Below are 26417 nucleotides of genomic sequence, written 5' to 3'. Positions count from 1 at the left end.
CCTTTGCATCGACAAACAATAATCAAAATAAAAATGAAACATTTCACCATATTTCAAGGTTTCTACTACGCAATAGCAGAGATGACCGAAGAAGAAATAGTGTCCACTATCGGCAGTTTTACCTACCGGGAAAAAGTCGAAGAAATACGCCGCATCTTTGCAGAGCAAGGAGAAAAGGCTGCCAATGAGAAGAAAAAAGAATTGCCGGCAATCGCCTTCTCCGCCAGCTACCGAGGAAGGCGTACCAAAGTGAACCTCGTCAAATATCTGGGACACATCGTGATAGACATCGACCACCTCAGCAAAGAAGAATTGGCACGCATCCTCCCTATCATCAAGAGATGCGATTACACCCGCATCGCCTTTATCAGTCCCAAAGGGATGGGCGTGAAAATCATAGTGCGCGCATGCCATCCGGATGAGACATTGCCCGAAACCCTTCAGGAAATAGAAGACTTCCATCATGCAGCTTACACCAGACTCGTTTCTTTTTACACCGAACTCTGTCGGATAGAAATCGACACCTCCGGTCAGGATGTGGCACGCACTTGTCTGTTCTCTTACGATCCGGAGATCTATTTCAATCCGAACGCTGACGCTTTTCTTGTAGATCAACCTCAGGCATCCTACAAGATTTCAAATCGTAAAAATCTCTCCGGCAGTAAACAACAGACTCCTCCGGACGGCACCCCGACGAATGAAGACACAGCACTCAACGCCCATTCCGCCAACGCTTCTTTGGTGTTGACTTTAACTTACTATCACAACAAGTCCGAAAAATACATAGCAGGCAACCGGAACAATTATCTGCACCATCTCTCATGTACCTTCAATCGCTACGGCATTCCGCAGGAGGAAACATCCGCCTTTATCAAAAGCCAGTTTACAGACTTTCCGGCGGACGAGACAGTCTCTTTGATCAATAGCGCCTACGCTCATACCGACGAATTTAATACCTGTAAACTGAATGGCACGCAGAAACGAAGATTACGGATAGAACAATATATCAGCGAGCACTACGAAACACGCTACAATGAAGTGCTGCATATCATGGAATATCGCAGAAGGCGTCCCGACACCGAGAAACCGGAGCCTTTCCGCATCTTGGATGAGATGATGGAAAACAGTATCTGGATAGAAATCAACGAGCTGGGATATCCCTGCACTGTCAAAACAATCGAAAATCTGATTTACTCCGATTTCAGCCAGTCGTATCATCCCATTCGCGAGTATTTTGAATTACTGCCCGAATGGGACGGAACCGACTATATCCGTATCCTGGCGGATAGTGTCCAGACGAGTCATCAGGAGTTTTGGGCGGAATGCCTGGAACGTTATCTGGTGGCGATGTGCGCAGCGGCTACTCAGGAGAATATTGTCAATCACACGGTACTTCTGCTATGCAGCGAGATACAGAACATAGGAAAGACTACCTTTATCAATAATCTCCTGCCTCCCGAACTGCGTGCTTATCTCTCTACCGGACTAATCAATTCGAACAATAAAGATGATTTAGCCAAAATAACGCAGGCCATGCTGATCAATCTCGACGAGTTTGAAGGGATGAGCGGTCGGGAACTGAATGCATTCAAAGATTTGGTAACGCGCAAAGTGATCAGTTTCCGTCTGCCATATGCACGCCGTTCGCAAAACTTCCCTCATACGGCCTCTTTTGCAGGAACCTGCAATTATCAGGAAGTGCTTCACGACACGACAGGCAACCGGCGTTTCCTTTGTTTTCATCCTTATTCCATCCAATTTATTACCATCAATTATGCGCAGCTCTATGCTCAGATCAAATATCTGCTGAATAAGCCGGGGTACCAATACTGGTTCACGCAAGCGGACAATGAACGGCTTGAAGAGAATAACGAGGCTTTCATCTTTCATTCACCGGAAGAAGAAATGGTTCTTACGCATATCCGCAAGCCGGAACGTTTTGAGAAGGTTTATTATCTGACTGTCAGTGAGATTGCGGAACTAATACGTGAGCGTACCGGTTATCAGTATTCCATCGGATCAAAAATACAGTTGGGGAAGGTGATGACTAAGCACCATTTTGAATCTAAAAAAGGAAATAACGGGCGCCGATATGCCGTATTTATTATAGATATCGAGCAGGTAAAATCAAACAGGCTGTATGAATAGAAGCGGGAAAGCCTTGTGAATATAGCAAAATGCAGAGTCATCTTGACAGATACTCTGCATTTATTGTTTTTACAAAATCATTGAAAATTCGATTTTACAGCCTAACGCATTCATTATACGATAGAAAGTAGATACTTTAGGCTCTGTCTGACCACTTTCTACTCTTGAAATATAAGAACGGTCAGAGCCGATACGCCGGGCTAATTCAGCCTGAGTGATTTTAGCCTTTTTTCTTGCGTCCTCGATAATCTGTCCTGTATAAAAGGCGTAGGCCTTTTCTTCTGCCTCTGCACGAGAAGCTGTTCCTTCCTTACCAAAACGCTCATCTATTAATGCACTGACATTAAAGAATTCCTCATTTGTTTTTGCTTCCATAATACTCCTTTCTTAATATCTTTGCTTTATCAATTTCTTTCTTTGGTGTTTTTTCGGTTTTCTTTTGAAAACCGTTAAACAGAATCACAATACGCCCTTCGTCGAAACAAAAGAATATTCTATATATATTGCTTTGGTACTCGATACGAAGTTCATAAAGTCCTTCTTCTATCAACCGCATAAATTTCAAAGGTATTCTGTCTTGTGTCTGCAATAACATTAGCACATACAATATCTTATCTTGGGTGCCAGCATCTAAATTTTCAAAGAATTCTTTGAAGTATCCTTTATATGCTATTATTTCTCTTTTCATAACGCAAATATAAGAAATGTTGTTCAACTATACAACACATTTCCTCGTTTTATATTATTTTTCATCATCTTCACCCACAAAAGTGAGAGGAGTGAGAGAGGAATTGAAACTTTTTCTATTTTATTTCTTTATTTCTACTTTCTATATTTCTCTAAAAAAAATACGAATGTTAGAAATCCTCTCTCACTCCTCTCACTTTTTACCTTTTCTTTCTCCAAAAAGACGGCGGGAAATCGGAAAAACACAACCGTCTTTTTTCGATTTCTCACCGCATTTTCAAATCAACCCACCAATTGAAGCAGACTTCAGGAAATATTTGTTATCTTTGATGTGCAAAAGATCAAAAGAATCAGATATGGGCAACTTGATGCGTAAACTTCCTATTGGAATACAAACCTTTGAAGATATACGAAGGAAGAATATCTTATTGTAAAGATCGGAGTGGAATTTAGTTCAGAAAGCCGGAACTTAAACCGTTGGTTAATAGAGACTATTGAGTAATAGAAACCCAAGTGGCGGCAATCTGCAACAAGTTTCCATCCAGATTTCCGCCACTTTTTTAATTCAACCGTTCAGCGATGGAAACAGATTATTTAAAATCTCCCTCCGAATAATCTGAAAACTCCCCGGCACGTTCTTTCTTCTCATACGAGACCAACGTTTCGATACTAAGCGCTTTCCCGTTCTTAGGGCTTATGACATCTATCACACTTGACAAGGACCGGAACGTCTGTTCGCAATTCGCGTCTCCATTATACGTCAACCTCCCCCGGTCAATAGCACCTAGAATGACAGAAATGTACCGTTTCGGATCTCCCCGATATTCGATAACAGTGGGCGTCATTTGTTCTTCTTCCCGAATCAGTTGGACGACAATTCTTTTTTTTGGTCAATCAGCTCCAACAGTTTTTCACTATGCACACTGATTTGTGCATCTACTTCACGAAGTTCATTCTTCAATGAACAAAACAATTCATCACTCAATGAATTTTCCATAAAAACGATTTTTATTAATTATAAAAAAGCCATTCCGGAAAGCACAGCTATTGCCTGCTTCCCGAAATGATGACTAATACCTTCAAAAACAATGACTCTATTTTTACTTTAATGTACTCAATTTATTTCACTTCTTTTCTCTCCTGCATTCCAAACCAACAAAGCAAACACTACTGAAAGCAAGGCTGCACCAATCCAAAACCAATTGATATATGTAAAATCGTAAACTTCTACTCCATTTTGCACCGTCTTCTGACCTTCGATCAGAATGCCACTCATCACATCCTGCAAACCGGCTCCTATATAACTCGCTATACCGACAACTCCCAAAGCGGCTCCCGAAGCATTGCAGGGAGCAATATCGACCGCCATCAGTCCTCCTAAAAAACAAATCAGCACTCCAATGCCCAAACCGAAGAGCACCATCGCCAAAGCATCCACCCAAAAATGTACCCCCGGAACCAATAGAAACAAACAAATAGCAGACACATTCATTAATCCGAATATCAAAGCCGGAACATTACGACTGCCAGCAAAAAACTTATCTGAAATAATACCTGAGAAAACCGTACCTACAATTCCGCATACAGAACTGATAGATATAATAAAACTAGCATCCAAAGTAGAATAACCTTTTTGCGCTTCCAGATAGAAAACACCCCAGCTATTGACTGCATAACGGCTGATATACATAAAAGCACTGGATAATGCAAGAATCCAAATAGCAGGATTCTTCAAAACTGCTTTCTGAGCTTTATTGAATTCCTCGGTTTGTTTACCGGAAACGGAATGAGCATCTGACGTCCCCCGCCGATCTAGCAAAAAGCCCTGACTTTGAGGCGTATCACGCATAAAAGCAAGCATCATCAGAAAACCAAGCAAACCAATCACTCCCGCACCGATCATCCCATAACGCCATCCCATCCAACTGACCAGCAAAGCGATGGATATAAAAGTCAGAGCTTCACCCAAATTGTGGCTGGCCGACCAAAAGCCATAAAAAGTACCTCGCTCTTTACTACTATACCAACGAGTCAGCGACACAACTCCTGATGCTGCCCCCATCGACTGAAACCAACCATTCAACCCCCAAAGGAGAACAAAAGCAAAGAAGGAATTCGTGAATCCCAGACATAAGTTGATCAGAGCAGAACACAATAATCCGGTAGACATAAAACGCTTTACATTGCTACGGTCAGCAAGAAAGCCATTGGTCAGCTTACCGACGGCATATACGAAAAAAAGGCAGGAACCGATAATCCCCAGTTGGGTTTCGGTAAAAACTCCGTCTTCTACAATCGGTTTACGGATTACATTCATACTCAAACGACAAACATAATAAATGCCATATCCGGTAGTGGCAGACAGAAAGGTAGCCCAACGAATACGCTTGAAACGGACAGAGCGTTCCGAATCAGTCTCTCCCCCGGACACCGGAGGAGAGATTTTATAAAAATCCAATAGTTTAAATCCCATAAAGAAGTCTATATTTTAATGATACGCATCTTGCCCGTTTTCACTACGCTTCTTACGCGATTGCAAATATTCCAGCAGATAGGCAGTACGGTCTGTCTGAATGATGGCCGCTCCGAGTGTATCGATCAGATAACCATATCCTTCGTCCGGATTCTCCAACGATTTATCATCATCATGTCCGCCAGCCATCGTATCCCACAACGTATTATACCAGATTTTACTTTTTCCTTTCAACTTCGTTTTTACTTGCTTGGGGACCTGGCAGGTATCCGATACAAATAGAAGTTCAAAAGCTACGGGATGCAGCTCCGTCATAAAATCATCCAGTTGCTTCATTGCTCCCGGCTTATCCAAATGAATGATAGGCATATAAATGATACGGTCCAGATATTTACCTAAGTCGTTCTTTACGTCTGCCACAGGCTTGGAACCTTTCATGATAATCTGATCCACTGTTCCCGTCTTTTCGAGGATGGGGAAAATCTCGTCAAATATCGGATATGCTTTATCCAGATTGACCATCACACGACCTTTGGCAACCCATAAAGCCTCTTCCAAAGTAGGTACACGATGCTTGGTTTTGAGTGCCGCTCCATTCTTCAGATAGAGTGTCCGGATAGAATCCAATGTCCATTCGGCTACCTTTCCTTTTCCGGTAGTCGTTCGGTCCAGCGTTTTGTCATGCATCAGGATCAATTGACCGTCTTTGGTTTTCTGAACATCCAGCTCCACTACGTCAGCTCCCAGACGAATGGAACTTTCAATAGCGGCAAGTGAATTTTCGGGTGCGTAACGCCAGTCTGCCCGATGAGCTACAACCGTGATTTCTTTATTGTCAGGGTTCGTTATCTTCGCATAAATGGCTTTCACCGGTTCGTCTGCCGACAGGCAGAAAGGAAATGCGAATAAGATTCCTATCATTATATATTTCTTCATATCTATATGTACTATTATCTGTATCCTTTAGACTTTAAATATTTGGCAGCTACTTCAGCATAGTCTGTTTGCACAATGTTGATGCGTTTGTTAATCATTCCCACCAAACCGGAGTAGTTTTCCGACAACATATTGGTATCATTCGCTCCGACAATGTTGGAGAAAAGAAGCCAGCCTTGATCTTTAATCTCATTAACCATCGTTCCACCCATAGCGTCTGACGTAGACAGCTGCATCATTTGTACATTATCAGTGTAGGATGAGGAGAAGTATGTGATATCATCGGCGGCTTTTGCCATCGGGTGCAACAGCAAACTACTGTTGGCTGTCTTCAAATCAAATGCATAATTGCGATTGTTGGATACATACAGCAAAGTGGAACCTTCCATATCCAATTTTTTAAGCAATGCGACGATCGTATTTACCGCAACATTCTTGTTGACAATATCCAGATTATAATAAACTTTTCCTTTTCCCTTCTTCATCGCTTCCTCCAAAGTCGGGATTCGTTCGCCAGTTATATTGCCGGATGCATCTTTCAGATAAAATTGTTGTAATTGCTGATAAGTAAAGTCTCCCACCGCACCGCTACCGTTTGTTGTCCGGTCGATGGTGTTGTCGTGCATCAATACCAACACACCGTCAGAGGTCGGCCGTGCATCCAGTTCGATCATCTCAACTCCTGCTTTGACCGAGTGTTCTATCGCAGGTAACGAGTTTTCGGGAATCCCCTCTTTCATCCCTTTTTGGGTATTTCCACGATGCGCGCAGAGCCACACTTTATAAGAGGTGCTTTCAAACAGACTCTTTAAATCTGCTTTCAAATTCCCCGTCATAGGCAACTGTCCTCCTTCTTCTCCACCGGGATTCTCTCCATTCCCTCCCGATTGGGCTCCGGAGTGACGTCTGTCCTTCCCTTTCATCGGCCAGGCAGAGGTTGCGGCCCCGGTAATTCCCTCATCTTCCAAAGCTACTAACACGCTCTTTGTAGGGTCCACCGTATTGGTGACTCCGATATAAATCGCTCCATCCGGTCCGATGGTAGGCGAACTCCAGATTTTACCGATTCCCGCTTCCCAATCTCCTTTTAAAGGAGAGTCACTTTCACTAATCAACGCAGCAAGGTCTTTTTTCAGAATCAATTGTTCATCCGATTCTTCCGGTTTAATGATATAATAATTGCCGGACTGGGTGCCGAAATGTATGTTTCCTGCTTGATCAATTGCCGCACAACCGCTTACATCTTCCGCAATGCCGTAATGCCATTGGATAGCTCCTCCCGGAGACAAAGAGATGATTCCTCCGGTTGCTTCCCCCGGAGCACGTTTCACTGTAACGATAATGCTTCCGTCGAGTCCTATCACAACACCGCCTTGATCCAGCGTGCCGACATTGCCCAAAGGAGTACGCCACTTCTCCACTCCATCACTTCCCATAGCAAATGCGCTACTTCCCATTCCTGCAAACGTAGCTGTTCCGTAAATAGTACCAGCCTCATCTACTGCCGGAGAACCGTTCATATTTTCTGACGGCTTATCATCGCCGGAGCTAAATACCTGCCAAGCCCACATTACATTTCCACCGGCATTCAACGCAGAAGCAGAAGCCCCGAACAATCCATTCTTTCCGCCACCCCAAACTAAAGTGTTGTTTGCCAATACTATTCCGGCAGATACTCCTCCGGAAGGACCTCCGGAATTATCCGCATTCGCTACGTATCCTACCCGATAGCCGGTCACCTTATCTACTGCAAGCACTGATCCTGTAGAACCGCCATTACCCATATATACATGATTCTCACCAATGGCACAGGTCAGGTAATTGATACGGGGTGTGGAAGCGTTTCCTTTATTCCAGAAGCCCTTTTCAGCGTCACCTGCCACCAGCCATTTCTTACTCCCGTCCGGATTTATTGCATACACACGTCCTACTTTGCCACTGGTGTCTCCTGTTCCTACGTAGATTGTTCCGTCTATATCAATGCTTGGAGTAGTATGCGTATTTCCGGATGGTGCATCGCCGTCAGCAGATGTCCAAAGGTCAAATTCCCAAAGCTGGTCTCCTGTCGCTGCCGAAAATTTACGTAAATAATGATCATTGGAAGTCATATACACCCCATTATCATCACTGACAGCCGGAGCTGTAGAACGTACTTCTCCTAACACATGACCGCCTACCCATTTCAGTTTTACATTTCCTACTTCAGGCAAAGGCTCCGAATCAATGGTCAACAATTTGTGAGCCATCGCATAAGTGCCTTTTGCATCCTTCACATGAAGAGTCACCGTATAGGCACCGTTCGTTTGATAGGTGACTACGGGATTGGGGTCCGTTGAAGTCTTTCCGTCTCCCAAATCCCACTCATAAGTGTAGTTTCCTTCTCCGCCTACGGTTTCATTAGTAATGCGAACTTCATCTCCGACATAATACAGCGACTTGTCAAAAGAGAATTTGGCTGTTAACGCATTTTCTTTCCAGTCATCCGAACAGGCTGAAAACAGCAGCAAGCAGATGCAAAACGTTGCAAATATTTTTATATTCTTCATAATCTGTTCTTTCTTAATTTATTAATAACCATCGTTTTGAGGATAATTTTCGGCTCCTGCCAAATCGCGTTCCGACTGGGGAACCGGATAGTACATTAAATAGTTTCTTCCGTTCAGCGAAGTAAATAAATCCAACCGATTGGTCCTCTTCAAGTCGTACCAGCGCTGTCCTTCTGCATACAGTTCACGATGGCGTTCGTCCAGTATCTGATTCTGAAACTCGGTGTCGCTCATGCTTGAAGGTAATGAGACTGTAGCATAACGCTTATTCATAAACTCTTTCAAGGTCGACAGGCCGTTCGTTGCTCCCAGTGCTTCCGCTTTAATCAGATACATTTCGGCTACACGAGCCACTACTATAGGAGTTTGAGAAGGTTGTTCGTTGGTCACAAACTGCCCGGTGCTTCCATTCGGAAATTTGATGATCCGGCTATTGTCTGCCCCAAAGACTGCTTTGGCACGAATATCCTGCTTTTTGACTGAAGTATCGGCATAAAGATGACTATAGCAATCGGCAGAGGGAGAATAATCCCATGTCGGGTCAATATCATTAACAGACTGATAGAAAAGTAACAATCCCGTGCTGCGTTTATTGGCCAGAGCAAAAATCAGTTCTTTGCTATTACTATTGGAGATGAAAGCATTAGCATATTCAGCTGATGTGGTACTCAATGCGAAATTGGACTTAGTAATCACTCTGTCTGCATAAATAGCCGCATTCGTATAATCTTTCAAGGCCAGACAAACTTTTGCATTCAATGCATCACATACACTTAAAGATACGTAAAAGCGATCGGTAAATTCCGGAAGTAAGCTCTCTGCCTTGCCCAAATCTTCTTTAATAAAATTCCACACATCGGCTTCGGGTGAGATAGGCACTACGTCGTAAGTACGCTTACGTAAAATAGGCGCTCCTCCCCAACGGGTGACTAAATGATAATAAATCAATGCCCGGAAATAATAGCCGGTTCCTCCGGTCTGTTTCACCACCTGACTGTCTTTATTGGAGGATGCTTCGTAGGTCTCCACCAAGAAATTGACTTGCTTTAAGGCTGTGAAACATTTCTGCCACTGCCCCAATACATCTTTGGAGCTCGGAGCCATCGACATCGGATCATTCATGGAAAATCCCGGGCCCGCCTTGAAATTCTCTCCTTTCACATCACCGTCCATATAGAACTTGAAAACCAGTTCTTCCATTTCAGCATATACCCCGTTAAGCAACTTTGTCAAGTCGGACTCGCTCAATGCGTCTTGAGGTATCTTGTCCTTCGGTCGCATTTCATCCAGCATATTTGAGCATCCTGTCATCCATAAAAGACAAATGCCGCATAGTAAATAGTTGATCATATAAAATCGTTTCATACTCGTCTGTTTTTAAAAGTTTAGATTCAAACCAAAGATAAATGTTCTCAACACTGGTTGCAGGCCGAAATCAACTCCGTAATTGGAGTCTCCGGGACTGCCCGAGAAAGAAGTTTCGGGATCGTAACCCGAATATTTTGTAAAAGTCAGCAAGTTGTCTGCCGAAACGTAAACTCTCAGAGAGTTCACATGAATTTTCTTCGTGATGGATTCCGGCAAGGTATATCCTAATGTGACTGTTTTCAGTTTGAAGTAGGAAGCATCTTCCAGATAGCGGGTGGATGTCTGAACATTGTAGTCATAATCATATCCGGTATGCACACCGATCCTTACAGGACGGGGAATCGAGTTGCTGGTGCCTTCACCGCGCCAGTATCCATTGGCTACCTCCTTACTGATATTAAAGAACTGTTCTACGGATTCTCCACGGTCGCCCACTTTTACATTAGACAGTGCCAGACCTAAATGGTCGGTACCTTCGGAACCATTGACACCCCGCCATGCCGCCATCACTTTTCCACCTACGGAAAATTGCCCAAATAATGACAGATCAAAACCTTTGTATGAGAAATTCGAAGTAATACCACCGTAAAAGTCGGGAATAGCTTTTCCTACATTCACACGGTCGGCGTCGGTGATGTCGCCATCTTCATTGTAATCAAAATATCGCACATCACCGGCACGCACTCCCTTGGCATAAAGTTTGGCGGGAACTTCATCGTCACGCTGATAAATGCCTTCCATCTTCAACATATAAAATGTACTGATGGGTTCTCCGTTGATCAAAGCATGCATGGAACCACCCAAAAGGTTACTCCCGCTACTGGGTACAACGTACATTTCACTTCCTTCAATTAAAGAGAGCAGTTTGTTCTTTACGAAAGAAATATTACCTCCCAAGTCCCATTTGAATTTTCCGGTGAGAATTTTGCCGTTTAATGCCAATTCAAGTCCTTTATTCTCCAACGAACCGATGTTAGACTGTAGAGTGGTATATCCGGTACTTGCATTTACAGGTTTCTTAAACAGCAGATCGGTCGTTTTCTGATAGAACATATCAACGTTCAAGGTTAAACGAGACTGAAACATTTCGATATCAAAACCTATATTGAACTGACTTGCTTTCTCCCAAGTCAGCGCACGTGCGTCCTGTGAAATCTGGAATCCGGCAGAGCCATTGTAGGATGCGCCTCCCGCACTAATGAGCGACAACGGAGCATAATTGCTGACACCTGCCATGCTGCCTGTCATACCCCAGCTTAATCTCAGTTTGGCATCATTGACATATTTGTTTTTGGGAAAGAAGCCTTCATTGGAAGCTCTCCATGCAAAAGAAGCCGAGGGAAAGTAACCATACCTCTTATTCTTCGCAAAGCGGGAAGAACCATCGCTGCGTAACGAGGCATTCAGGATATATTTATTATCCCAGTTCAGGGCGATTCGACCAAAGTAAGACTCCAAAGCGTAGGAAGTATAACTGATATCTCCGGCATAGATGTTCGGTCCGGCATTAATGAGATCGAAACTGGACGAAGGATAGGCACCATTGGCGTAATTATCACTCTTTGCTCCAAACTGTTCGTAAGTGTATTTCTCGAAAGAGTGTCCTAACATAACTGAGTAAATAAGTTTATTCCATTCGTTATTGTAAGAGAAAACATTATCAATCACATAACGGAAACTCTGGTCTTTCTGTTGAGCCAAAGCTCCCCAACCACTACTGTTTTTACGGGCATCGTGCTTATCCGATAACTTCTTTGAAACATTATCCAAAATGCCGTACGCACTCACTGTCGGTGTATATTTAAAACCTTTGAAGGGGGTGACGTCTATACTGAATACTCCCGACAACTGATATTTCTTTGCTACCCAGTCTTCTTCATTTATTAACATGAGGGGATTATGGCGCAGGATATCCGTTCCATTCACTTTATAGGATGTCCCGTCTTCTTTGTAAGGAGAATACCAAGGTTGTTCCTCACGAGCTGTACGCAATACTTTCAAACTGGTACTCGTTTCTTCCAATAAGTCCGAACGACTTGCCGAACCTGCCAGATTCATATTTAGTTTGAAGATGCTGTTTATTTTATGTGAGAACTTAGCACGCATATTGTATTGGTCATACTTACTCTTATTCAAATAGCCTTCCTGAGTATTGGCTCCTAAGGAAGCAAAAAAAGTAGTCTTTTCATTTCCGCCGGAAATGCTGATAGAACCGGTACCCGTCTTTGAGTTCTTTCTTGAAATCTCTTTCACCCAGTCGGTTTCCTGAATCTGAGAAGGAATATACAGTTGCAGGTTGGTTCCCATCTGCACATTGTAGTTATCAATAGCAGCCTGCATAGTATTCATGTATTCCGTTGAATTAGCCATCTCTATATCACTGGCAAGGGAGGCAAAGCCGTAACGGCCGGATACTTCGATCTTTGTTTTCCCCTGCTGCCCCGATTTGGTAGTGATCAGCACCACCCCGGCATTGGCACGCGAACCATAGATTGCCGCTGCCGACGCATCTTTCAACACTTCCATACTCTCAATATCATTGGGATTCAAATTCGGATATTTTTCGCTGGGGATTCCATCCACTACATACAGCGGTGAACTTCCTCCGCTAACGGAACCGATACCACGAACAGTTATATTGGGAGTTTCACCCGGTGTTCCGGAGGCAGAAGATATATTCACACCTGCCACACGACCTTGCAACATCTTAATCGGATTGTAATCATTTCCCTGATCTATATTCTCCATCTTCACTTTACTGATAGAGGTAGTGACCAGCTTCTGTGACTGAACTCCATAACCTACTACTACGACTTCATCGATCATCTTACTATCTTCCTCAAGTACTACCTTTACCAATGTCTGATCGGTAGTAGCAAGATTGACTGTCTTGTAACCGATATAAGAGATGGTCAAGACTGCTTTCTCCGGTACGTCGGGCAATGCGAACTTACCATCAAAATCCGTTATTGTCCCGTGAGACTCACCTTTAATCACGATACTTGCACCGATAATGGGTTCTCCGTTGGCATCGACAACTGTTCCGGTTACTTTTTTCGTCAGTTGTTTACTTTGTGTTTTACGAATCAACACAATGACGTTTTCCTGTTCTTTTTTGTAAGTCAGTTCCATTCCTTCCAAAAGACGTGTCATGGTCTGGTCGATCGTTACATCCCGAACGTTCAATGAAACTTTCCAACTCAATTCCGGCAGACTCTCACTGTAGAAAAACTTGTAATTACTAACTTGCTCAATCTTTTTTAATGAGGCTCTTAACGAGATGCCTTTCAAATCAACCGTTATTTGAGAATAAGCGGTCAAAGAAATGCTCATGAACAGTAGCAGACAAATGGCCCGTAATGTTCTCCAGTTCTTACTTCTCCCTGCTGTAGACTGAGGGAGTTTCACAAAGGGTGTTCTGTTTTCCATATATCAAAACTTTTAAGTTGTTTGACAGGTATACCGACTGCTCTCCCCTTTCGTCCAATCGGCTATCTATCTTTAACTCTTGTTAACTAACGGTTCTTCATAAATTAAAAAGCCATTCCGGGGGAAAACTCAGGAATGGCTATATCTAATTTCATGATAAAGATGCTTATCTACTTCTCTTTCAAGACAATGACCGAGCCATCCATTTCATAATAAAAAGGCGAAGTAAGCATGAGAATATTCAAGGCGTTCTGTATGCCGCCACTAGGAATCGTTCCCGTAAAGTATTCTTTAGGAAGTTTATTCGAATCGAAACGTATCTCCACATCATAAATCCGTGAAAGAGTTTTCATGATGTTTTCCAACGATTCTTTCTCGAAATAGATATTTCCTTTCGTCCATTCAATATAATCATTGGGATGCACTTGGGTAGCAACAAGTTGATGAGTGGTTTTATTGTATTCTATTTTATCACCGGGCTTCATCATACGCGAAGTTTCCTGAGTGTAAATTCCTACTTTCCCTTCCAACAAAACAACCGTAATGTCTTTTGCATCTTCATAAGCAGATACATTGAAGGAAGTCCCCAATACCTTTACTTCCAAATCACCTACCTGCACTATAAACGCATGTTTCTCATCAGGAGCGACTTTAAAGTAGGCCTCACCATTCAGTTGCACTCTGCGGACTTTCTCTCCAAAATTATTCAGATAACTCAATTGAGAAGCTGAGTTAAGCACTACATTCGTTCCATCCGGCAATTCAACTGTAGCTTTATCACCTTTATCTGCTTTGACAATAAAAGGCGCACTGGTCATTTGCGACGAATCGATCAAATAATAAGTGAAAAAAGCAATACAGACAGGTAACAAAATAGCAGCCACCCACCTCCAAGGAATCATAGGGAGAGTTCTCACGCCCTTCGTTCTCGGTGACGTATGTTTCAGTGTTCCTTCTTTTATCCGTGCAAAGAGTTTATCACGCAGTATCGGATCAATAGCGGCATCCGACTTGGTAAACTCCTGTTCCCACCAGTTTTGCAACTGACGGTCGTTCTTTATCCAATCGGACAACTCCTTTATTTCAGTGTCCGTTATATTTCCTTCGAAATATTTTTCAATCAGCTCTTTATAATGTATCTTATCCATCTTCCTACTTATTTACAGGTATACATTTTCATCCTATCTGCCATCCAAAAGCAAAGATTACAATTACATTTCATTAACAAAAAAAGGCAAACAGAAGCGCAACGATTTTATCATAATGCTTCATTAACTGCTCACGCATAAACTTCACGGCCAAAGATAGTTGCGTGGCAACTGTACTTTCGGAAATGCCCATCATCTCCGCTATTTCTTTATTTGTATAATTTTGCCTTTTGCTCAGAATAAAGATTTTCTTCCGTTGCGCCGGCAATTCTTCAGCCAAAGAATCGATATATTCATTCAAGAATCGCAAGTCAATACTTTCTTCTGTCTGGGAGTCACGGTCTACTCCAGTATTTTTCAAATATTCATTGTAAACATACTCTACAGTCTGACGCTGATACATATTCATTAATAAATTCTTGGCGATGGTACAAAGAAAAGAAATAAATGAAGACTCCGGCTCTACTCGCTCACGTACTTCCCAAACACGTATAAAGGCAGACTGAACTACTTCTTCAGCCATATATTGATTGCCGGAAGAAATTCGCATAATGAAGTTGTATAACTTACCGCTATACATATTATATAATCTTTCAAATGCTTGAAAAGAGCCGTTCTTTAATTCGGTTAATAAACGTTTTTCATTTATAGAATCCACCATAGCTTAGAATTTTGCAACAAAGGTATGTTACCATCGGTCAGAAACAGGTGACAATGATATTAATATTTTCTCAGATTTCCGATTTTTCAGCAGAGTTTCTGCACATAAAACTTTAAAAGCGATATTTTAACCGTCATTGGTAAAATATCGCTTTTAAAATATATAGCTCAACTATATTGACTAATAAGTAAGTCGGATACCCGCCTGAATATTGAAGTTGAACGGATTCTCCTTACGGATGGTCTGTACATCAGAACCATCATCAAAGAAATAAGCAACACCGGGTTCTACGTATATACCTACCCGTTTGGTGGCATTAAACTGTGCGCCGACTGCACCGGAGACGGAGAATTGCAAAGGTTTCACAGTTTCCTTTTCCGTGCCCAGCTTACCATAAACACATTTCTCAATCATACCTCCACCGGATACATAAAGAGTAAACAGTTTCTTATCAAGGAAGTTCCAGTTCGCTTTTAACGGGATACCCAGATAATGCAGTTTCTGTTCGGTCTTCTGGTCGCTGTCCGCAAACTTTGCATCCGAAGAAAGCAAGGTGTAAGTCAATCCTGTTTCGACAGAGAACCCTTTCGCCAGACTCTTGCGGACAGATAATCCGAAGGAGATAGGTTGATGGTGTTCCATATCGACCACCTGATTGGCCTGACGCAAATATGGTACTCCATCTTCAAAGACCAATTGCTGATCATTGGGTATGCTCAGCAGACCGTTTGATACCGATACCATGCTCACACGGGACATATAAGAAGGAATGCCCGATCCCAACTCTGTAGAAGCACCACCGGAGTTACCTACCGAAAGTCCCATCGACCACGTGCCTTTCTGCGAAGATGCTTTTTCTGCCGGAATATGCAGTTTGTCTCTGCTGGAAGGACGGCGTGGCTTATTTCTCGGTTGTTCCGTATCTGCGGGCTTATGCCGGATGGCTTTCGTTTCTTCCACCGGTTCCACTTCTTCTTTTTCTTTCCGGTCGCCGGTCTGAGCGTTCAGCTCCGAAGGTTGCTCTTCTTTCTTCACCGGTTCGTCGATATTTGCCGTTGGTTGGGGAATGTTCCGTTCCGCTTTCGCGATGCGGTTCTTCACTACCGGACGCACTACCGGTTCTATCGTTGTTCCTGTCATATCCGGTTGCTGCGCATCCGGCAAAACATCCGGAACAGAGGCTAACGCCGGAGTCTTGGCATGACGAATTTCATCAGCAGCAGGAGTCCCGAGGAAATACAGGCTGACCGATGACCCCAAAGCCAATAAAATGACAGCCGCAGCGGCTACCGTCCATTTACGATAAGGATATATCTTCCTCTCCACAGGAGGCATAAGTTCTTTTTCCAGTTGTTCCCAACCGGAAGCAGGAAGCGGCTCCGAGTAATCCCCGAGCTTCTCCTTCAACTTATTCATCCATAATTCTTTCTCTTCCATATCTCTACCTATCCGTTATTCATTATCCATTCTTTTACTCTCTTAGCCAACACGCTCTTCGCCCGAAATAATTGCGAAGCCGATGACTTCTCATTAATACCTAACAACTGTGCTATTTCCTTATGCGATTTTTCCTCGAAGGTGTAAAGGTTGAACACGGTACGGTATCCTGCCGGCAACTCTTCGATAAATCGCATCAATACCGCTTGCGGAATCATCTCTACAGCCGAAGCGTCGGGTTCCTCGTAATCTTCGGGTACTTCTTCCAAAGGCGTAGACTGACTGATTACATCACTCTTGCGAAGATACTGTAAAGCGGTATTGACCATCACTCGTTCCATCCAGGCCCGCAGTGAGCCTTCACCCCGCCAGGTGAACTTGTCGAAAGAACTGAATATCTTTATAAAACCATCGTGAAGCAGATCCTGAGCTGTATCACGGTCGCCGGTATAGCGCAGACAGACGCCTAGCAAACGCCCTCCATAATGCTCATACAATTCTTTGCGGGCTCGATTATTTCCCAGCCTGCATTGTTCCGACAACTCAAATTCTTCCATTTGCTTATACACGTGTTTACCTTATAAATGCAGCAAAGATAGAAATACTGCACAGAGAGAACAACTCTTTTGCAACTTTTGTTTCTTTAACAGATCCAAATGCAATATTTTCTCCCCCCTTGCATTTTCAGAGTACAAAGCAAGTAAATAGTACTCATTAAAAAACATTTTTATAGTATATGAAGAAATTTAAATTCATTGCATTTATTATTGCTGTTATGACCACAATGCCGATACTTCAGTCGTGTCTGGATGATGATGACTCCTCATCCGATTCACTGGTCATCAGCACCATCAATCTGATCAGCCCGGATAGCAAGGATTTCTATTTCACTCTGGATGATGGAAAAACAATGTTCCCGAGCAATGGAAACGGATGGATCAGTGACAAGAATAAAGACGGGCAACGCGCCTTTGTGATATTCAAAGAGCTGGAAGAACCGGTGAAGGGATATGACTATAATATTCAGGTAAGAGAAATAAAAGAGATCCTGACCAAAGAAATCGTGACTATGGGGGAAGGAGAAAATACGGAAGAGAAGATCGGAGACGATAAAATCAATTCTACTTATATGTGGATTACCCAAGACAAGAAATATCTGACAATCGAATTCCAATATTACGGCACGCATAGCGAGGACAAGAAACATTTCCTGAATCTGGTCATCAACAACAAGGAAGCTGAACCCGCTGCCGATGATGCCAACGATGAGTATATCGATCTTGAATTCCGGCATAACGACGAAGGCGACACCGCCGACCGTCTGGGCGAAGGGTATATATCTTTCAAACTGGATAAGATTCAAGATCAGATGAAAGGCAAGAAAGGACTCAGAATACGTGTCAAGACCTTATATAACGGGGAAAAATTCTATGAAGTGAAATTCCCCTCATCTAATTAAATCTAGTAATTATAGAAACACTCTTTTTATTATAATATATAATTACGCAAAAGAGGGCGACAGTTGTGAAACTCTCGCCCTTAATTTTATCATAAAGTGATCCGTTTATTTCTTCTTATTATTTCTTTTCATTCTTGTCACCGAAATAATTCCAGACGAGCGCACTGACAGCCGCTCCTACAAACGGCGCTACAATAAACAGCCACAACTGCGACAACGCTTCTCCACCCTGGAACAATGCCGGACCGATGCTACGTGCCGGATTGACGGAAGTACCTGTAATAGGGATACATACGATATGCACCAATACCAGAGAAAGACCGATGGCAAGGCCTGCGAAAGCTCCCGCCCCTTTCTTCGGATCGGTAGACCCCAGCACCACCAATACAAAAATGAAAGTAAAGACCACTTCTGCGATGAATGCCTGTAGCATCTCGCCGTCACCAAAGCCGTTGGAACCGGTAGCCGTCGGTCCGTCATGCCCGCCGGTGGTCACCAGGGCATAAAGAATAGCCGAACCGATAATCGCTCCTATAACCTGGAAAAGCATATACATACCCGCATCTTTTCCATTCATACGACCCGAGAGGAATACTCCTAACGTAATAGCAGGATTGATGTGACATCCCGAAATACCTCCGATAGCATACGCCATCGCCACTACTGAAAGTCCAAATGCCAAAGCAACGCCGACCGTTCCCACGCCGGCTCCTACAGTACCAGCCATACTGCCGGCAAAAACAGCACTTCCACATCCCATCAGGACGAGCACCATCGTCCCAATCATTTCTGCAATGTATTTTTTCATATTACTAAATAAAAAATGGTTGATTCTCCAAATATAAGGAATTAATACCTAGATTCAAAATGTATGTGCCTAATTATTACTATCTTTGCAGCATTTTTGAATAAAACCACCAAACCATAAAATGAAAAAAGGACTTTTTTATGCTATACTGGCCTCTGTATTATGGGCTATCGTCAATCCGTTTATCAAGCAGGGGCTGAGTTACGACTTTTCGCCGATGAACTTTGCAGGAATCCGCTTTACCACTGTAGGTATCATTCTTTTTGCTTATACCTGGCATAAGGGAATGTGGAAAGAAATACGCCAACACAGCAAACTGTTTCTGAATCTGATCCTGATCAATATGTTTATGGGGTACACGGCTTTCTATTTCGGAGTCGATTTCGTCAGCGGGGCTATCTCTTCTATCATTATGGGAATGACACCTCTGATCAATGTACTGCTAGCCCATCTGCTGGCCAGCAATGACCGGCTGAATGTGCACAAGATTATCAGCCTTATTGTCAGCCTCATCGGTTTGCTGCTTATCGTAGGCATGGGCAGCAATGGCGCTCCGCTGGACTGGAAAGGGATCACGGGAATTGTACTTCTGCTGCTCAGTATCATCTTTCAGGGATATTCCGCGATTTCGGTATCGGAAGATAAAGGCAAGATAAACCCTATTTTCCTGAATGCCGTGCAGATGTTCTTCGGCGGACTGCTCATCTATATGATAGGATTAGGTACGGAAGGGTATCATTCATTTATCGGAAAGCCTGCCGGATTCTATATCAGTCTTTCTATTCTGGTATTTATCTCGGTCTTTGCTTTCAGTTTCTGGTTTATCGCCTTACAGAGTAAAGGAGCCAAAGTGAGTGATATCAATATGTGCAGACTGATCAACCCGATATTGGGCGCCATACTTAGCTGGATCATGCTCCCGGGAGAGTATCCGACATTCAGTACCGTTGCAGGAATGATTATCATAGTCAGCTCCCTCATTATCTATTTTAAGGGAGCTGAAATAGGGCGATGGTTGAAACGCCATACAGCCGGAAGCAGTACGCAGGAATAAACAATATTACAGCAAGTACTGAATGGATTGCAGGGATTGCATTTCTTTGGGTACTGCTGCCAGTATCTCTTCTTTGAGTACATTGAGCAGGCTATGACGGATAAAATCCCTATTGGTCGCAAGCACTATCTGCCGTGTAGGACGGGGAATGGCAAACGGACGTACCAGTTTCTTTTGTTCTTCGTTCAGTTGCGAAACAGCCAGTTCGGGAATGAAGGTGATTCCTTTTCCGCTTTCTACCATACGCATAAAGGTTTCCATACTTCCCAGATGGTAGGCCATCTGATTGACTTTGACCGTTTCCATCTGGCAGAAACGTACAAGCTGGTCACGGAAGCAATGCCCTTCGTCCAATAACCAGAGACGTTCGCCCGTTATATCGGAAGTGCGTATCACGTCGTGCTTGAACAGAGGTTCTTTGCAGGATACATATCCGAAGAATGTTTCATAGAAAAGTGTTTCTTCTTTCAGGAAAGTGTCTTCCAATTTGCTGGCTATAATTGCGGCATCAATATCTCCGGCATGCAATGCCTGCTGGATATTCTGTGTTTTCATTTCTGTGACACGTATATCCAGTTCCGGATACTTTTCCATCAGTTGGGGGAAGAAGCGGGGAAGTAAATAAGGTGCTATGGTAGGCAATACCCCCAAATGGAACACGCCTGCCAGTGACTGTTTCTCTTCACTGATTATTTCTTTCACCTGCGCTGTCTGTGCCAGAATGACACGTGCCTGATCAATGATCTTTTCTCCAATCGCTGTGGGACAGACCGGCTGCACCGTACGGTCAAACAACTTCACTCCCAGCTCATCTTCCAGTTTCTGGATCATAGCACTCAGCGTGGGCTGCGTCACGCGGCAATATTCCGCCGCTCTGGCAAAATGACGGAACTGATCAACCGCCAATATATATTCTAATTGTTGTATTGTCATCTATCAAATATGATTAAGTTATAGATTTCTTCTATGCAAAGATAGAAATTATCAGTTTGACAACAAGCATTTTCCGCCTTATCTTTGCAGTACAGAAAAAAGAAAACGAATATAAATCATTAAAAACAAATAGAATATGAAAACTTTAGAATTTATCAAATTGAACGAATCGGGAGCAAACAACGTAGTAGCATCTTTGCAACAATTACTGGCAGACTTCCAAGTATATTACACCAACCTCCGCGGTTTCCACTGGAATATCAAAGGGCATGACTTCTTCGTACTTCACAGCCAATTCGAAAAGATGTATGATGACACTGCCGAAAAAGTGGACGAAATCGCAGAACGTATCCTGATGCTGGGCGGTACTCCTGCCAACAAATTCAGTGATTATCTGAAAGTAGCCAATATTAACGAAGTGGATAAGGTAAGCAACGGAGAACAGGCACTGGATAACATACTACAGTCTATCAGTTATCTGATCGGTGAAGAACGCAAGATTCTGTCTATCGCTTCACAAGCCGGAGATGAAGTAACCGTTTCGATGATGAGCGATTATCTGAAAGAACAGGAAAAGCTGGTTTGGATGTTGACGGCTTATAACAGCAAGTAAATACAAGGTTTAGGTTTTAAGTGAAAAACAGGCTGACTCGTGATTATTCAGAATCAGCCTGTTCCATGTTTATAAACTCAGATTAGAAATAAGTCTCTTCGTCACTCACAGACTCTCTACAGAAATATCTTTTGTTAGTCTTATGTCATCCGAAGAGGCACCAATCATTATCCGGAAATCTCCTGTTTCCACAACACGTTTCATATTCCGGTCGATAATGGACAGATCTTTTTCGGTCAAAGTGAAAAAGATTTCCTTCTCCTCTCCTCTTTTCAGGAAGAAGCGTTCAAAACACTTTAATTGTCTGAGAGGCTGAACTACTGAAGCATATTCATCCCTCAGATAAAGTTGTGCCACTTCTTCACCGTCATAGCTTCCTGTATTTTTCACTTTGAATGAAACTTCAAAATAGCAGGGAGATTTACGCATTACCTGTAAATCCGAATATTCGAAAGTGGTATAACTCAACCCATAGCCAAAAGTGTATAATGGAGAAGCAGCCTGTTCGACATAATCATGATTGCAGGGAGCCTTTTTATTATAATAGACAGGTATCTGTCCAACAGAACGGGGGACGGAAACCGGCAATCGTCCGGCAGGATTATAATCTCCAAACAAAACATCAGCTATTGCATACCCTCCTTCCTGGCCCGGATAAGAAGCGATCAGCAATGCGTCGGCATACTCAGATGCCCAGACTTTATCCAGCGGACGACCTTCAATATAGACAACGATCAGTGGCTTCCCGGTAGCCTTCAATGCATTCAATAAATCTTGTTGTTTTCCCAGTAAAGTCAAAGTAGCCCTGTCAAACCCCTCGCCACATTCCATGTCGCTGATACTCTTTTCGTCAGCAATTGCTGCACCCGTCTCCTGATAGCTCGTCTTGAAATCGCGTGCGCTGGAACCTCCTACCACCGCTATTATAACTTCCGAACGGCTAGCTGCCTCCACCACTTCCGCTATTTCGTTCACTGTCGTATCACGAATAGCGCATCCACGCACGTACTCCACCTTAGAAGGAGACAGTTTGGAGATCACTCCGTCTAACACGGTTTTTATGTTTTCATCTTCTTGCGGAGCTGTATAGTCCCCCAGCATATTATAACGATTATCCGCATTAGGTCCGACAACTGCCACTTTTTTAATCTTTTTATTCAAAGGAAGAATCGAATTCTTGTTCTTCAGCAATACGATAGATGATTGCGCCACTTTATGTGCCAGTCTGATATGTTCCTCACTACGTACCACCTTCGTTGCAGACTTCGGATTCACATAAGGATGCTCAAACAAACCCATTTCAAACTTCATCCGTAATACCCGGCATACGGCAGTATCAATCACTGCTTCACTGATTTTTCCGGATTGAACGGCATGAGTAAGATTCATAAATGCATTGCCCCCCAAATCAATATCCACTCCGGCAGAAACGACCTGCATAGCTGCCTCTTCTATAGTAGGAGCAACAAAGTGACTTTCATGGACTCCTTCAATACTATATAAGTCTGAAACAACAAAGCCACGGAATCTCCACTCGTTACGCAGTAATTGTGTCAGCAGATAATAATTAGCCGTACAGGGGATACCATCTATTGAATTGTAGGAGGTCATTACAGAGAGTGCTCCCGCATCAATCGCTTCCTGAAAAGGAGGAAGAAAGTTTTCGTGCAGATCTCTAGTCCCTACCGATGCATAATTACCGTTTTGTCCACCTTCCGGTACCGCATAAGCTAAAAAATGCTTCAGGGTAGCGATAGTAGCATATTCACGGGATAGGTCTCCGCTACCTAGCCCTATGACCATCGCCGCTCCCAGTCGTCCACTCAATACAGGATCTTCACCAAAGGTTTCTTCGACACGTGACCAGCGAGGATCACGAGATAAATCCAGTACAGGACCATAACTGATATGTGCACCCTGTGAACGAATCTCTTTAGCAATCACATTTCCTACTTCTTCAATCAGTACCGGTGACCAAGTTGCCGCCATCCCTATGCCGGTTGGAAAAACGGTCGTTCCAATCGCCATATGTCCGTGAGGCGCTTCTTCAGCCAAAAATAAGGGAATACCCAAACGGGTATTTTCAATCACATATTTCTGCAATGCGTTGCCGGCTTTGGCAGCCAGTTCGGGATTAAGTCCATTTTCCAATGTCTTCTTAGTCCAAGGGTCCGCACGATAAGTTGCCCACAGCATACCTGCGTTCTTTTCTTTCATTAGTCTTTTAAACTTTTCAGAAGGATGTACTTCATCGTCCTTTATTTCGTACATTTCCCAACCAAGAGGACATAATAGTTGCCCGACCTTTTCTTCCAACGTCATACGTGAAAGCAAGTCTTTCACCCGTTCGTCAACAGACAAGACCGGATTTTTATAAGGTAACAGAGAAGATTGGGCAAAAGCCACGACATTCATCGCCAACCCTACAATCAAAATATATAATCGCTTTGTCATCATACAATATGATATAATATAAAAATTACTTTCCGTTGGTTTCGCAGAAGTTTCATGCGGTGAAACTTTAGTTCCAAGCTGACGAAACTTTTGTTTCAAGCTGATGAAACTTTAGTTTCAAACAGGAGAAACTTTAGTTTCAAGCCTCAGAAACTAAATGTTCTGCCAATTGAGACAAACCAAAGATACTATCAATTCAAAGAATCCATCAAGAGATCACACAAAGATATAATAATCCCTATGTTGCAGATAAATTATCTGCAACAGGTATCTGCAACACTATAAGCCACTATAAATCACCTAATAAACAAGCAGGTGGCAGATATTGCAGATAAAATCAAAAAATATTCTAGAGAGAGGCTATCGACACCCAATTTCCGCTATTCCCAAAGAATCACTTTCGTCTACCATACGAGTCGCTTTTAACTTAAAATAGCGAGCCTCAACCGGACTAAAGTACATATTCTGAAGAATCGGATTATTACGGATGTTCGAGAATTCTCCCTGTGCTACGACTTGCATCGCCTCTTCGGTAATACCGGCAGACAATTCGTATGATGAGATCAACCCTTTACTATATTCACTTTGATCAGGTAAATAGTAGAATGAATGGATTGTACGATTTTCGCCAAGATCAATCATGATTTCCTTGCCTGAGATTAGAGCGGTAGTCTGATCGTCCTTGTCACTACATTTCTTTGCTTCTTCCATATCCACTCCCAAAATTGTAAAGGGGAAACTTTTCAGTTCTGAGGTTGCCGGTGTATAATTTTCCGTTGCATCGGGAGCGTAATAAGCCCCGACCTCATTGATACACAAACATGCACGAGCATCCGTAAACCGTATACGCAATTCTTCTGTTTCGATCATTTCAAAGCGTAACAAACGTTTGTATCCTACGGTTGTGGTTTCTTCGTTGCATTTAACCGACAGCCATTGATCGCCCTTCTTATATTCTACAACAAAGGATTTAACCCTTTGTCCCAAAGGTATATACTCCTGAATCATTACCCGATTCATCTTCGTCGGCTGACTAAAAGTGAAAGTCAGATCGGCGGTAGTCACTCCGTCATTGGTTGCCCAATAAGTATCGTACTTTCCGTCCGTTACGGCACGAACCTTGAATTGTCCTCCACGCTCGTCGGAAGCTGATACTTTTGCACTGCTCAATAAATTATCTGCCAATTCTTTCTGAACTCTCAGATGAAATGAAACAGCATTCAATGAATCGGTCGGATGAATCAAACCGTTGCGGTCTACAGGAAAGTTTAATAATAAAGTCGCATTATGACCTACACTACGATAATACAAGTCCGTCAGTTGATCGACTGTTTTTACCTTGTCGTCTTCCTCTGGGTGATAGAACCATCCCGGACGGATAGAAACGTCACACTCGGCAGCGACCCATTGATTTCCATCGGCATGCCCGTACTGTAATTCCCGATACTTGGGATATCCCGGATATACCTCGCCTGCCCGAAGGAAAGACCAGTTAGTAGCTCCGGCAAATCCATTCTCATTTCCTACCCAACGGCAGCCCGGCCCTCCGTCTGAGAAAATCACAGCCTGCGGTTGCAGTTCATCGATCATCTTATAAGCTCGCGGGTAATCATAGTATGTTTTGCGGTCGATCGTACGTGCGTCTTTCGCTCCTCCGTACCAACCGTCTCCTCCGTTGGCTCCGTCAAACCAGATTTCAAAAACATCACCATAATTAGTGAGCAATTCATGCAACTGCTTATAGAAATAATCTACATACTCCGGCGTTCCATAATTGGCTTGATGCCTGTCCCACGGAGAGAGATAAACGGCAAATTTGATTCCATACTTCTTACAGGCATCGGAAAGTTCGCGTACAATATCACCTTTACCGTCTTTGTAAGGGGTATTTCTAATACAGTATTCGGTAAGCTGTGTAGGCCACAGACAAAAGCCGTCATGATGTTTGGCAGTCAGGATTACTCCTTTCATACCGGAATTGACAAATGTCTGCACCCATTGTTCGCAGTCCAGACGAGCAGGATTGAACGTTTTCGGATCAGAGTCGCCATAACCCCATTCACGGTCATTGAAGGTATTGAGACCGAAGTGTACAAAGGCATATGTTTCCATCTTCTGCCAATTTACTTGCTTTTCCTGAGGAACGGGTAAAATAGCTTCCGGTGCCGAAACACTCTGACATCCTGTTAAAAGTAGACTGAATACTACTGTAGAAATACTGGTTGCGATTGGTTTTCTCTTCATGGTGTTCGATTCATTTATA

Annotated in this window: 22 protein-coding genes; 5 read left to right on the top strand and 17 right to left on the bottom strand. The window is 43.2% G+C overall.

Annotation, left to right across the window (positions count from 1 at the left end):
• Positions 1 to 33: 33 nt before the first annotated feature.
• A complete protein-coding gene (locus KTR07_RS01370; RefSeq protein ID WP_181981930.1) occupies positions 34 to 2148 on the top strand; it encodes a BT4734/BF3469 family protein in 2115 nt (704 codons plus the stop codon).
• A 69-nt stretch (positions 2149 to 2217) separates the two neighbouring features.
• Here the strand turns inward: KTR07_RS01370 and KTR07_RS01365 are convergent, their stop codons facing one another.
• Positions 2218 to 2523, bottom strand: coding sequence for a helix-turn-helix domain-containing protein (locus tag KTR07_RS01365; protein WP_008760436.1), 306 nt, complete (start codon positions 2521 to 2523; stop codon positions 2218 to 2220).
• Positions 2504 to 2836, bottom strand: coding sequence for a type II toxin-antitoxin system RelE/ParE family toxin (locus tag KTR07_RS01360; RefSeq protein ID WP_008766756.1), 333 nt, complete (start codon positions 2834 to 2836; stop codon positions 2504 to 2506). The genes KTR07_RS01365 and KTR07_RS01360 overlap by 20 nt, the downstream gene beginning before the upstream one ends.
• 166 nt (positions 2837 to 3002) lie before the next feature.
• Between KTR07_RS01360 and KTR07_RS28310 the strand changes: the two genes are divergently transcribed.
• Positions 3003 to 3269, top strand: a complete 267-nt coding sequence (locus tag KTR07_RS28310) for a hypothetical protein (protein ID WP_165938008.1) — start codon at positions 3003 to 3005, stop codon at positions 3267 to 3269.
• 156 nt (positions 3270 to 3425) lie between these two features.
• Here the strand turns inward: KTR07_RS28310 and KTR07_RS01350 are convergent, their stop codons facing one another.
• The 11 genes from KTR07_RS01350 to KTR07_RS01305 form a co-directional block, all read right to left on the bottom strand.
• The gene (locus KTR07_RS01350) at positions 3426 to 3680 is read right to left on the bottom strand and encodes a hypothetical protein (RefSeq protein WP_008766758.1); all 255 of its coding nucleotides are present in this window, start codon (positions 3678 to 3680) and stop codon (positions 3426 to 3428) included.
• Positions 3681 to 3697: 17 nt separating this feature from the next.
• On the bottom strand, positions 3698 to 3832 hold the full coding sequence (locus KTR07_RS28605) for a hypothetical protein (RefSeq protein ID WP_008766759.1): 135 nt from the start codon (positions 3830 to 3832) through the stop codon (positions 3698 to 3700).
• 117 nt (positions 3833 to 3949) lie between these two features.
• Positions 3950 to 5308, bottom strand: a complete 1359-nt coding sequence (locus tag KTR07_RS01345; RefSeq protein WP_117981232.1) for an MFS transporter — start codon at positions 5306 to 5308, stop codon at positions 3950 to 3952.
• 15 nt (positions 5309 to 5323) lie between these two features.
• Complete coding sequence (locus KTR07_RS01340; protein WP_062695267.1) at positions 5324 to 6244, bottom strand: glycerophosphodiester phosphodiesterase family protein; 921 nt, start codon at positions 6242 to 6244, stop codon at positions 5324 to 5326.
• 14 nt (positions 6245 to 6258) lie between these two features.
• Positions 6259 to 8790 (bottom strand): glycerophosphodiester phosphodiesterase family protein, encoded by a 2532-nt coding sequence (locus KTR07_RS01335; RefSeq protein WP_008766762.1) that lies wholly within the window; start codon positions 8788 to 8790, stop codon positions 6259 to 6261.
• Positions 8791 to 8811: 21 nt separating this feature from the next.
• The gene (locus KTR07_RS01330; protein ID WP_008766763.1) at positions 8812 to 10155 is read right to left on the bottom strand and encodes a RagB/SusD family nutrient uptake outer membrane protein; all 1344 of its coding nucleotides are present in this window, start codon (positions 10153 to 10155) and stop codon (positions 8812 to 8814) included.
• A 12-nt stretch (positions 10156 to 10167) separates the two neighbouring features.
• On the bottom strand, positions 10168 to 13587 hold the full coding sequence (locus KTR07_RS01325; protein WP_008766764.1) for a TonB-dependent receptor: 3420 nt from the start codon (positions 13585 to 13587) through the stop codon (positions 10168 to 10170).
• Positions 13588 to 13757: 170 nt separating this feature from the next.
• Complete coding sequence (locus KTR07_RS01320; RefSeq protein ID WP_113748637.1) at positions 13758 to 14735, bottom strand: FecR family protein; 978 nt, start codon at positions 14733 to 14735, stop codon at positions 13758 to 13760.
• A 73-nt stretch (positions 14736 to 14808) separates the two neighbouring features.
• Complete coding sequence (locus KTR07_RS01315) at positions 14809 to 15396, bottom strand: RNA polymerase sigma-70 factor (RefSeq protein ID WP_008766766.1); 588 nt, start codon at positions 15394 to 15396, stop codon at positions 14809 to 14811.
• 180 nt (positions 15397 to 15576) lie between these two features.
• Positions 15577 to 16833 carry an outer membrane beta-barrel protein gene (locus KTR07_RS01310; RefSeq protein WP_008766767.1) on the bottom strand — a complete coding sequence of 419 codons (1257 nt, stop codon included), beginning with the start codon at positions 16831 to 16833 and terminating at the stop codon, positions 15577 to 15579.
• A gap of 8 nt (positions 16834 to 16841) precedes the next feature.
• Positions 16842 to 17390: an RNA polymerase sigma factor gene (locus KTR07_RS01305; protein WP_008760422.1), complete on the bottom strand. Its 549-nt coding sequence runs from the start codon at positions 17388 to 17390 to the stop codon at positions 16842 to 16844.
• Positions 17391 to 17569: 179 nt separating this feature from the next.
• Here KTR07_RS01305 and KTR07_RS01300 point away from each other — a divergent pair, with 179 nt between their 5' ends.
• A complete protein-coding gene (locus tag KTR07_RS01300; RefSeq protein ID WP_008766768.1) occupies positions 17570 to 18292 on the top strand; it encodes a NigD-like protein in 723 nt (240 codons plus the stop codon).
• Between the two features lie 118 nt (positions 18293 to 18410).
• On the opposite strand, the gene KTR07_RS01295 is transcribed toward KTR07_RS01300, so the two are convergent.
• Positions 18411 to 19100: an MIP family channel protein gene (locus KTR07_RS01295; protein WP_032841205.1), complete on the bottom strand. Its 690-nt coding sequence runs from the start codon at positions 19098 to 19100 to the stop codon at positions 18411 to 18413.
• Between the two features lie 121 nt (positions 19101 to 19221).
• On the opposite strand from KTR07_RS01295, the gene KTR07_RS01290 reads away from it, so the two are divergent.
• The gene (locus tag KTR07_RS01290) at positions 19222 to 20154 is read left to right on the top strand and encodes a DMT family transporter (RefSeq protein WP_008760419.1); all 933 of its coding nucleotides are present in this window, start codon (positions 19222 to 19224) and stop codon (positions 20152 to 20154) included.
• A 6-nt stretch (positions 20155 to 20160) separates the two neighbouring features.
• Here KTR07_RS01290 and KTR07_RS01285 read toward each other — a convergent pair whose 3' ends face one another.
• The gene (locus KTR07_RS01285; protein WP_008766770.1) at positions 20161 to 21087 is read right to left on the bottom strand and encodes a hydrogen peroxide-inducible genes activator; all 927 of its coding nucleotides are present in this window, start codon (positions 21085 to 21087) and stop codon (positions 20161 to 20163) included.
• Positions 21088 to 21223: 136 nt separating this feature from the next.
• Between KTR07_RS01285 and KTR07_RS01280 the strand changes: the two genes are divergently transcribed.
• Positions 21224 to 21700 carry a Dps family protein gene (locus KTR07_RS01280; RefSeq protein ID WP_008766771.1) on the top strand — a complete coding sequence of 159 codons (477 nt, stop codon included), beginning with the start codon at positions 21224 to 21226 and terminating at the stop codon, positions 21698 to 21700.
• 105 nt (positions 21701 to 21805) lie between these two features.
• Here KTR07_RS01280 and KTR07_RS01275 read toward each other — a convergent pair whose 3' ends face one another.
• Positions 21806 to 24154: a glycoside hydrolase family 3 N-terminal domain-containing protein gene (locus KTR07_RS01275; protein WP_165938011.1), complete on the bottom strand. Its 2349-nt coding sequence runs from the start codon at positions 24152 to 24154 to the stop codon at positions 21806 to 21808.
• 360 nt (positions 24155 to 24514) lie between these two features.
• Positions 24515 to 26398: an alpha-L-fucosidase gene (locus KTR07_RS01270; protein ID WP_117981233.1), complete on the bottom strand. Its 1884-nt coding sequence runs from the start codon at positions 26396 to 26398 to the stop codon at positions 24515 to 24517.
• Positions 26399 to 26417 lie beyond the last annotated feature (19 nt).

The organism is Bacteroides sp. MSK.20.82 (genome assembly GCF_019052485.1).
GTDB lineage: Bacteria > Bacteroidota > Bacteroidia > Bacteroidales > Bacteroidaceae > Bacteroides > Bacteroides thetaiotaomicron.
Note: the sequence above shows the minus strand (reverse complement) of the source record. Positions and strands in the feature narration are given on the sequence as shown.

Coding starts and splice junctions, on each gene's coding strand:
- KTR07_RS01345 (WP_117981232.1), bottom strand. CDS start 5,308: ATGGGATTTAAACTATTGGATTTTTATAAAATCTCTCCTCCGGTGTCC.
- KTR07_RS28605 (WP_008766759.1), bottom strand. CDS start 3,832: ATGGAAAATTCATTGAGTGATGAATTGTTTTGTTCATTGAAGAATGAA.
- KTR07_RS01270 (WP_117981233.1), bottom strand. CDS start 26,398: ATGAAGAGAAAACCAATCGCAACCAGTATTTCTACAGTAGTATTCAGT.
- KTR07_RS01275 (WP_165938011.1), bottom strand. CDS start 24,154: ATGACAAAGCGATTATATATTTTGATTGTAGGGTTGGCGATGAATGTC.
- KTR07_RS01305 (WP_008760422.1), bottom strand. CDS start 17,390: ATGGAAGAATTTGAGTTGTCGGAACAATGCAGGCTGGGAAATAATCGA.
- KTR07_RS01315 (WP_008766766.1), bottom strand. CDS start 15,396: ATGGTGGATTCTATAAATGAAAAACGTTTATTAACCGAATTAAAGAAC.
- KTR07_RS01285 (WP_008766770.1), bottom strand. CDS start 21,087: ATGACAATACAACAATTAGAATATATATTGGCGGTTGATCAGTTCCGT.
- KTR07_RS01325 (WP_008766764.1), bottom strand. CDS start 13,587: ATGGAAAACAGAACACCCTTTGTGAAACTCCCTCAGTCTACAGCAGGG.
- KTR07_RS28310 (WP_165938008.1), top strand. CDS start 3,003: ATGTTAGAAATCCTCTCTCACTCCTCTCACTTTTTACCTTTTCTTTCT.
- KTR07_RS01340 (WP_062695267.1), bottom strand. CDS start 6,244: ATGAAGAAATATATAATGATAGGAATCTTATTCGCATTTCCTTTCTGC.
- KTR07_RS01290 (WP_008760419.1), top strand. CDS start 19,222: ATGAAAAAAGGACTTTTTTATGCTATACTGGCCTCTGTATTATGGGCT.
- KTR07_RS01330 (WP_008766763.1), bottom strand. CDS start 10,155: ATGAAACGATTTTATATGATCAACTATTTACTATGCGGCATTTGTCTT.
- KTR07_RS01300 (WP_008766768.1), top strand. CDS start 17,570: ATGAAGAAATTTAAATTCATTGCATTTATTATTGCTGTTATGACCACA.
- KTR07_RS01280 (WP_008766771.1), top strand. CDS start 21,224: ATGAAAACTTTAGAATTTATCAAATTGAACGAATCGGGAGCAAACAAC.
- KTR07_RS01370 (WP_181981930.1), top strand. CDS start 34: ATGAAACATTTCACCATATTTCAAGGTTTCTACTACGCAATAGCAGAG.
- KTR07_RS01360 (WP_008766756.1), bottom strand. CDS start 2,836: ATGAAAAGAGAAATAATAGCATATAAAGGATACTTCAAAGAATTCTTT.
- KTR07_RS01350 (WP_008766758.1), bottom strand. CDS start 3,680: ATGACGCCCACTGTTATCGAATATCGGGGAGATCCGAAACGGTACATT.
- KTR07_RS01335 (WP_008766762.1), bottom strand. CDS start 8,790: ATGAAGAATATAAAAATATTTGCAACGTTTTGCATCTGCTTGCTGCTG.
- KTR07_RS01295 (WP_032841205.1), bottom strand. CDS start 19,100: ATGAAAAAATACATTGCAGAAATGATTGGGACGATGGTGCTCGTCCTG.
- KTR07_RS01320 (WP_113748637.1), bottom strand. CDS start 14,735: ATGGATAAGATACATTATAAAGAGCTGATTGAAAAATATTTCGAAGGA.
- KTR07_RS01365 (WP_008760436.1), bottom strand. CDS start 2,523: ATGGAAGCAAAAACAAATGAGGAATTCTTTAATGTCAGTGCATTAATA.
- KTR07_RS01310 (WP_008766767.1), bottom strand. CDS start 16,833: ATGGAAGAGAAAGAATTATGGATGAATAAGTTGAAGGAGAAGCTCGGG.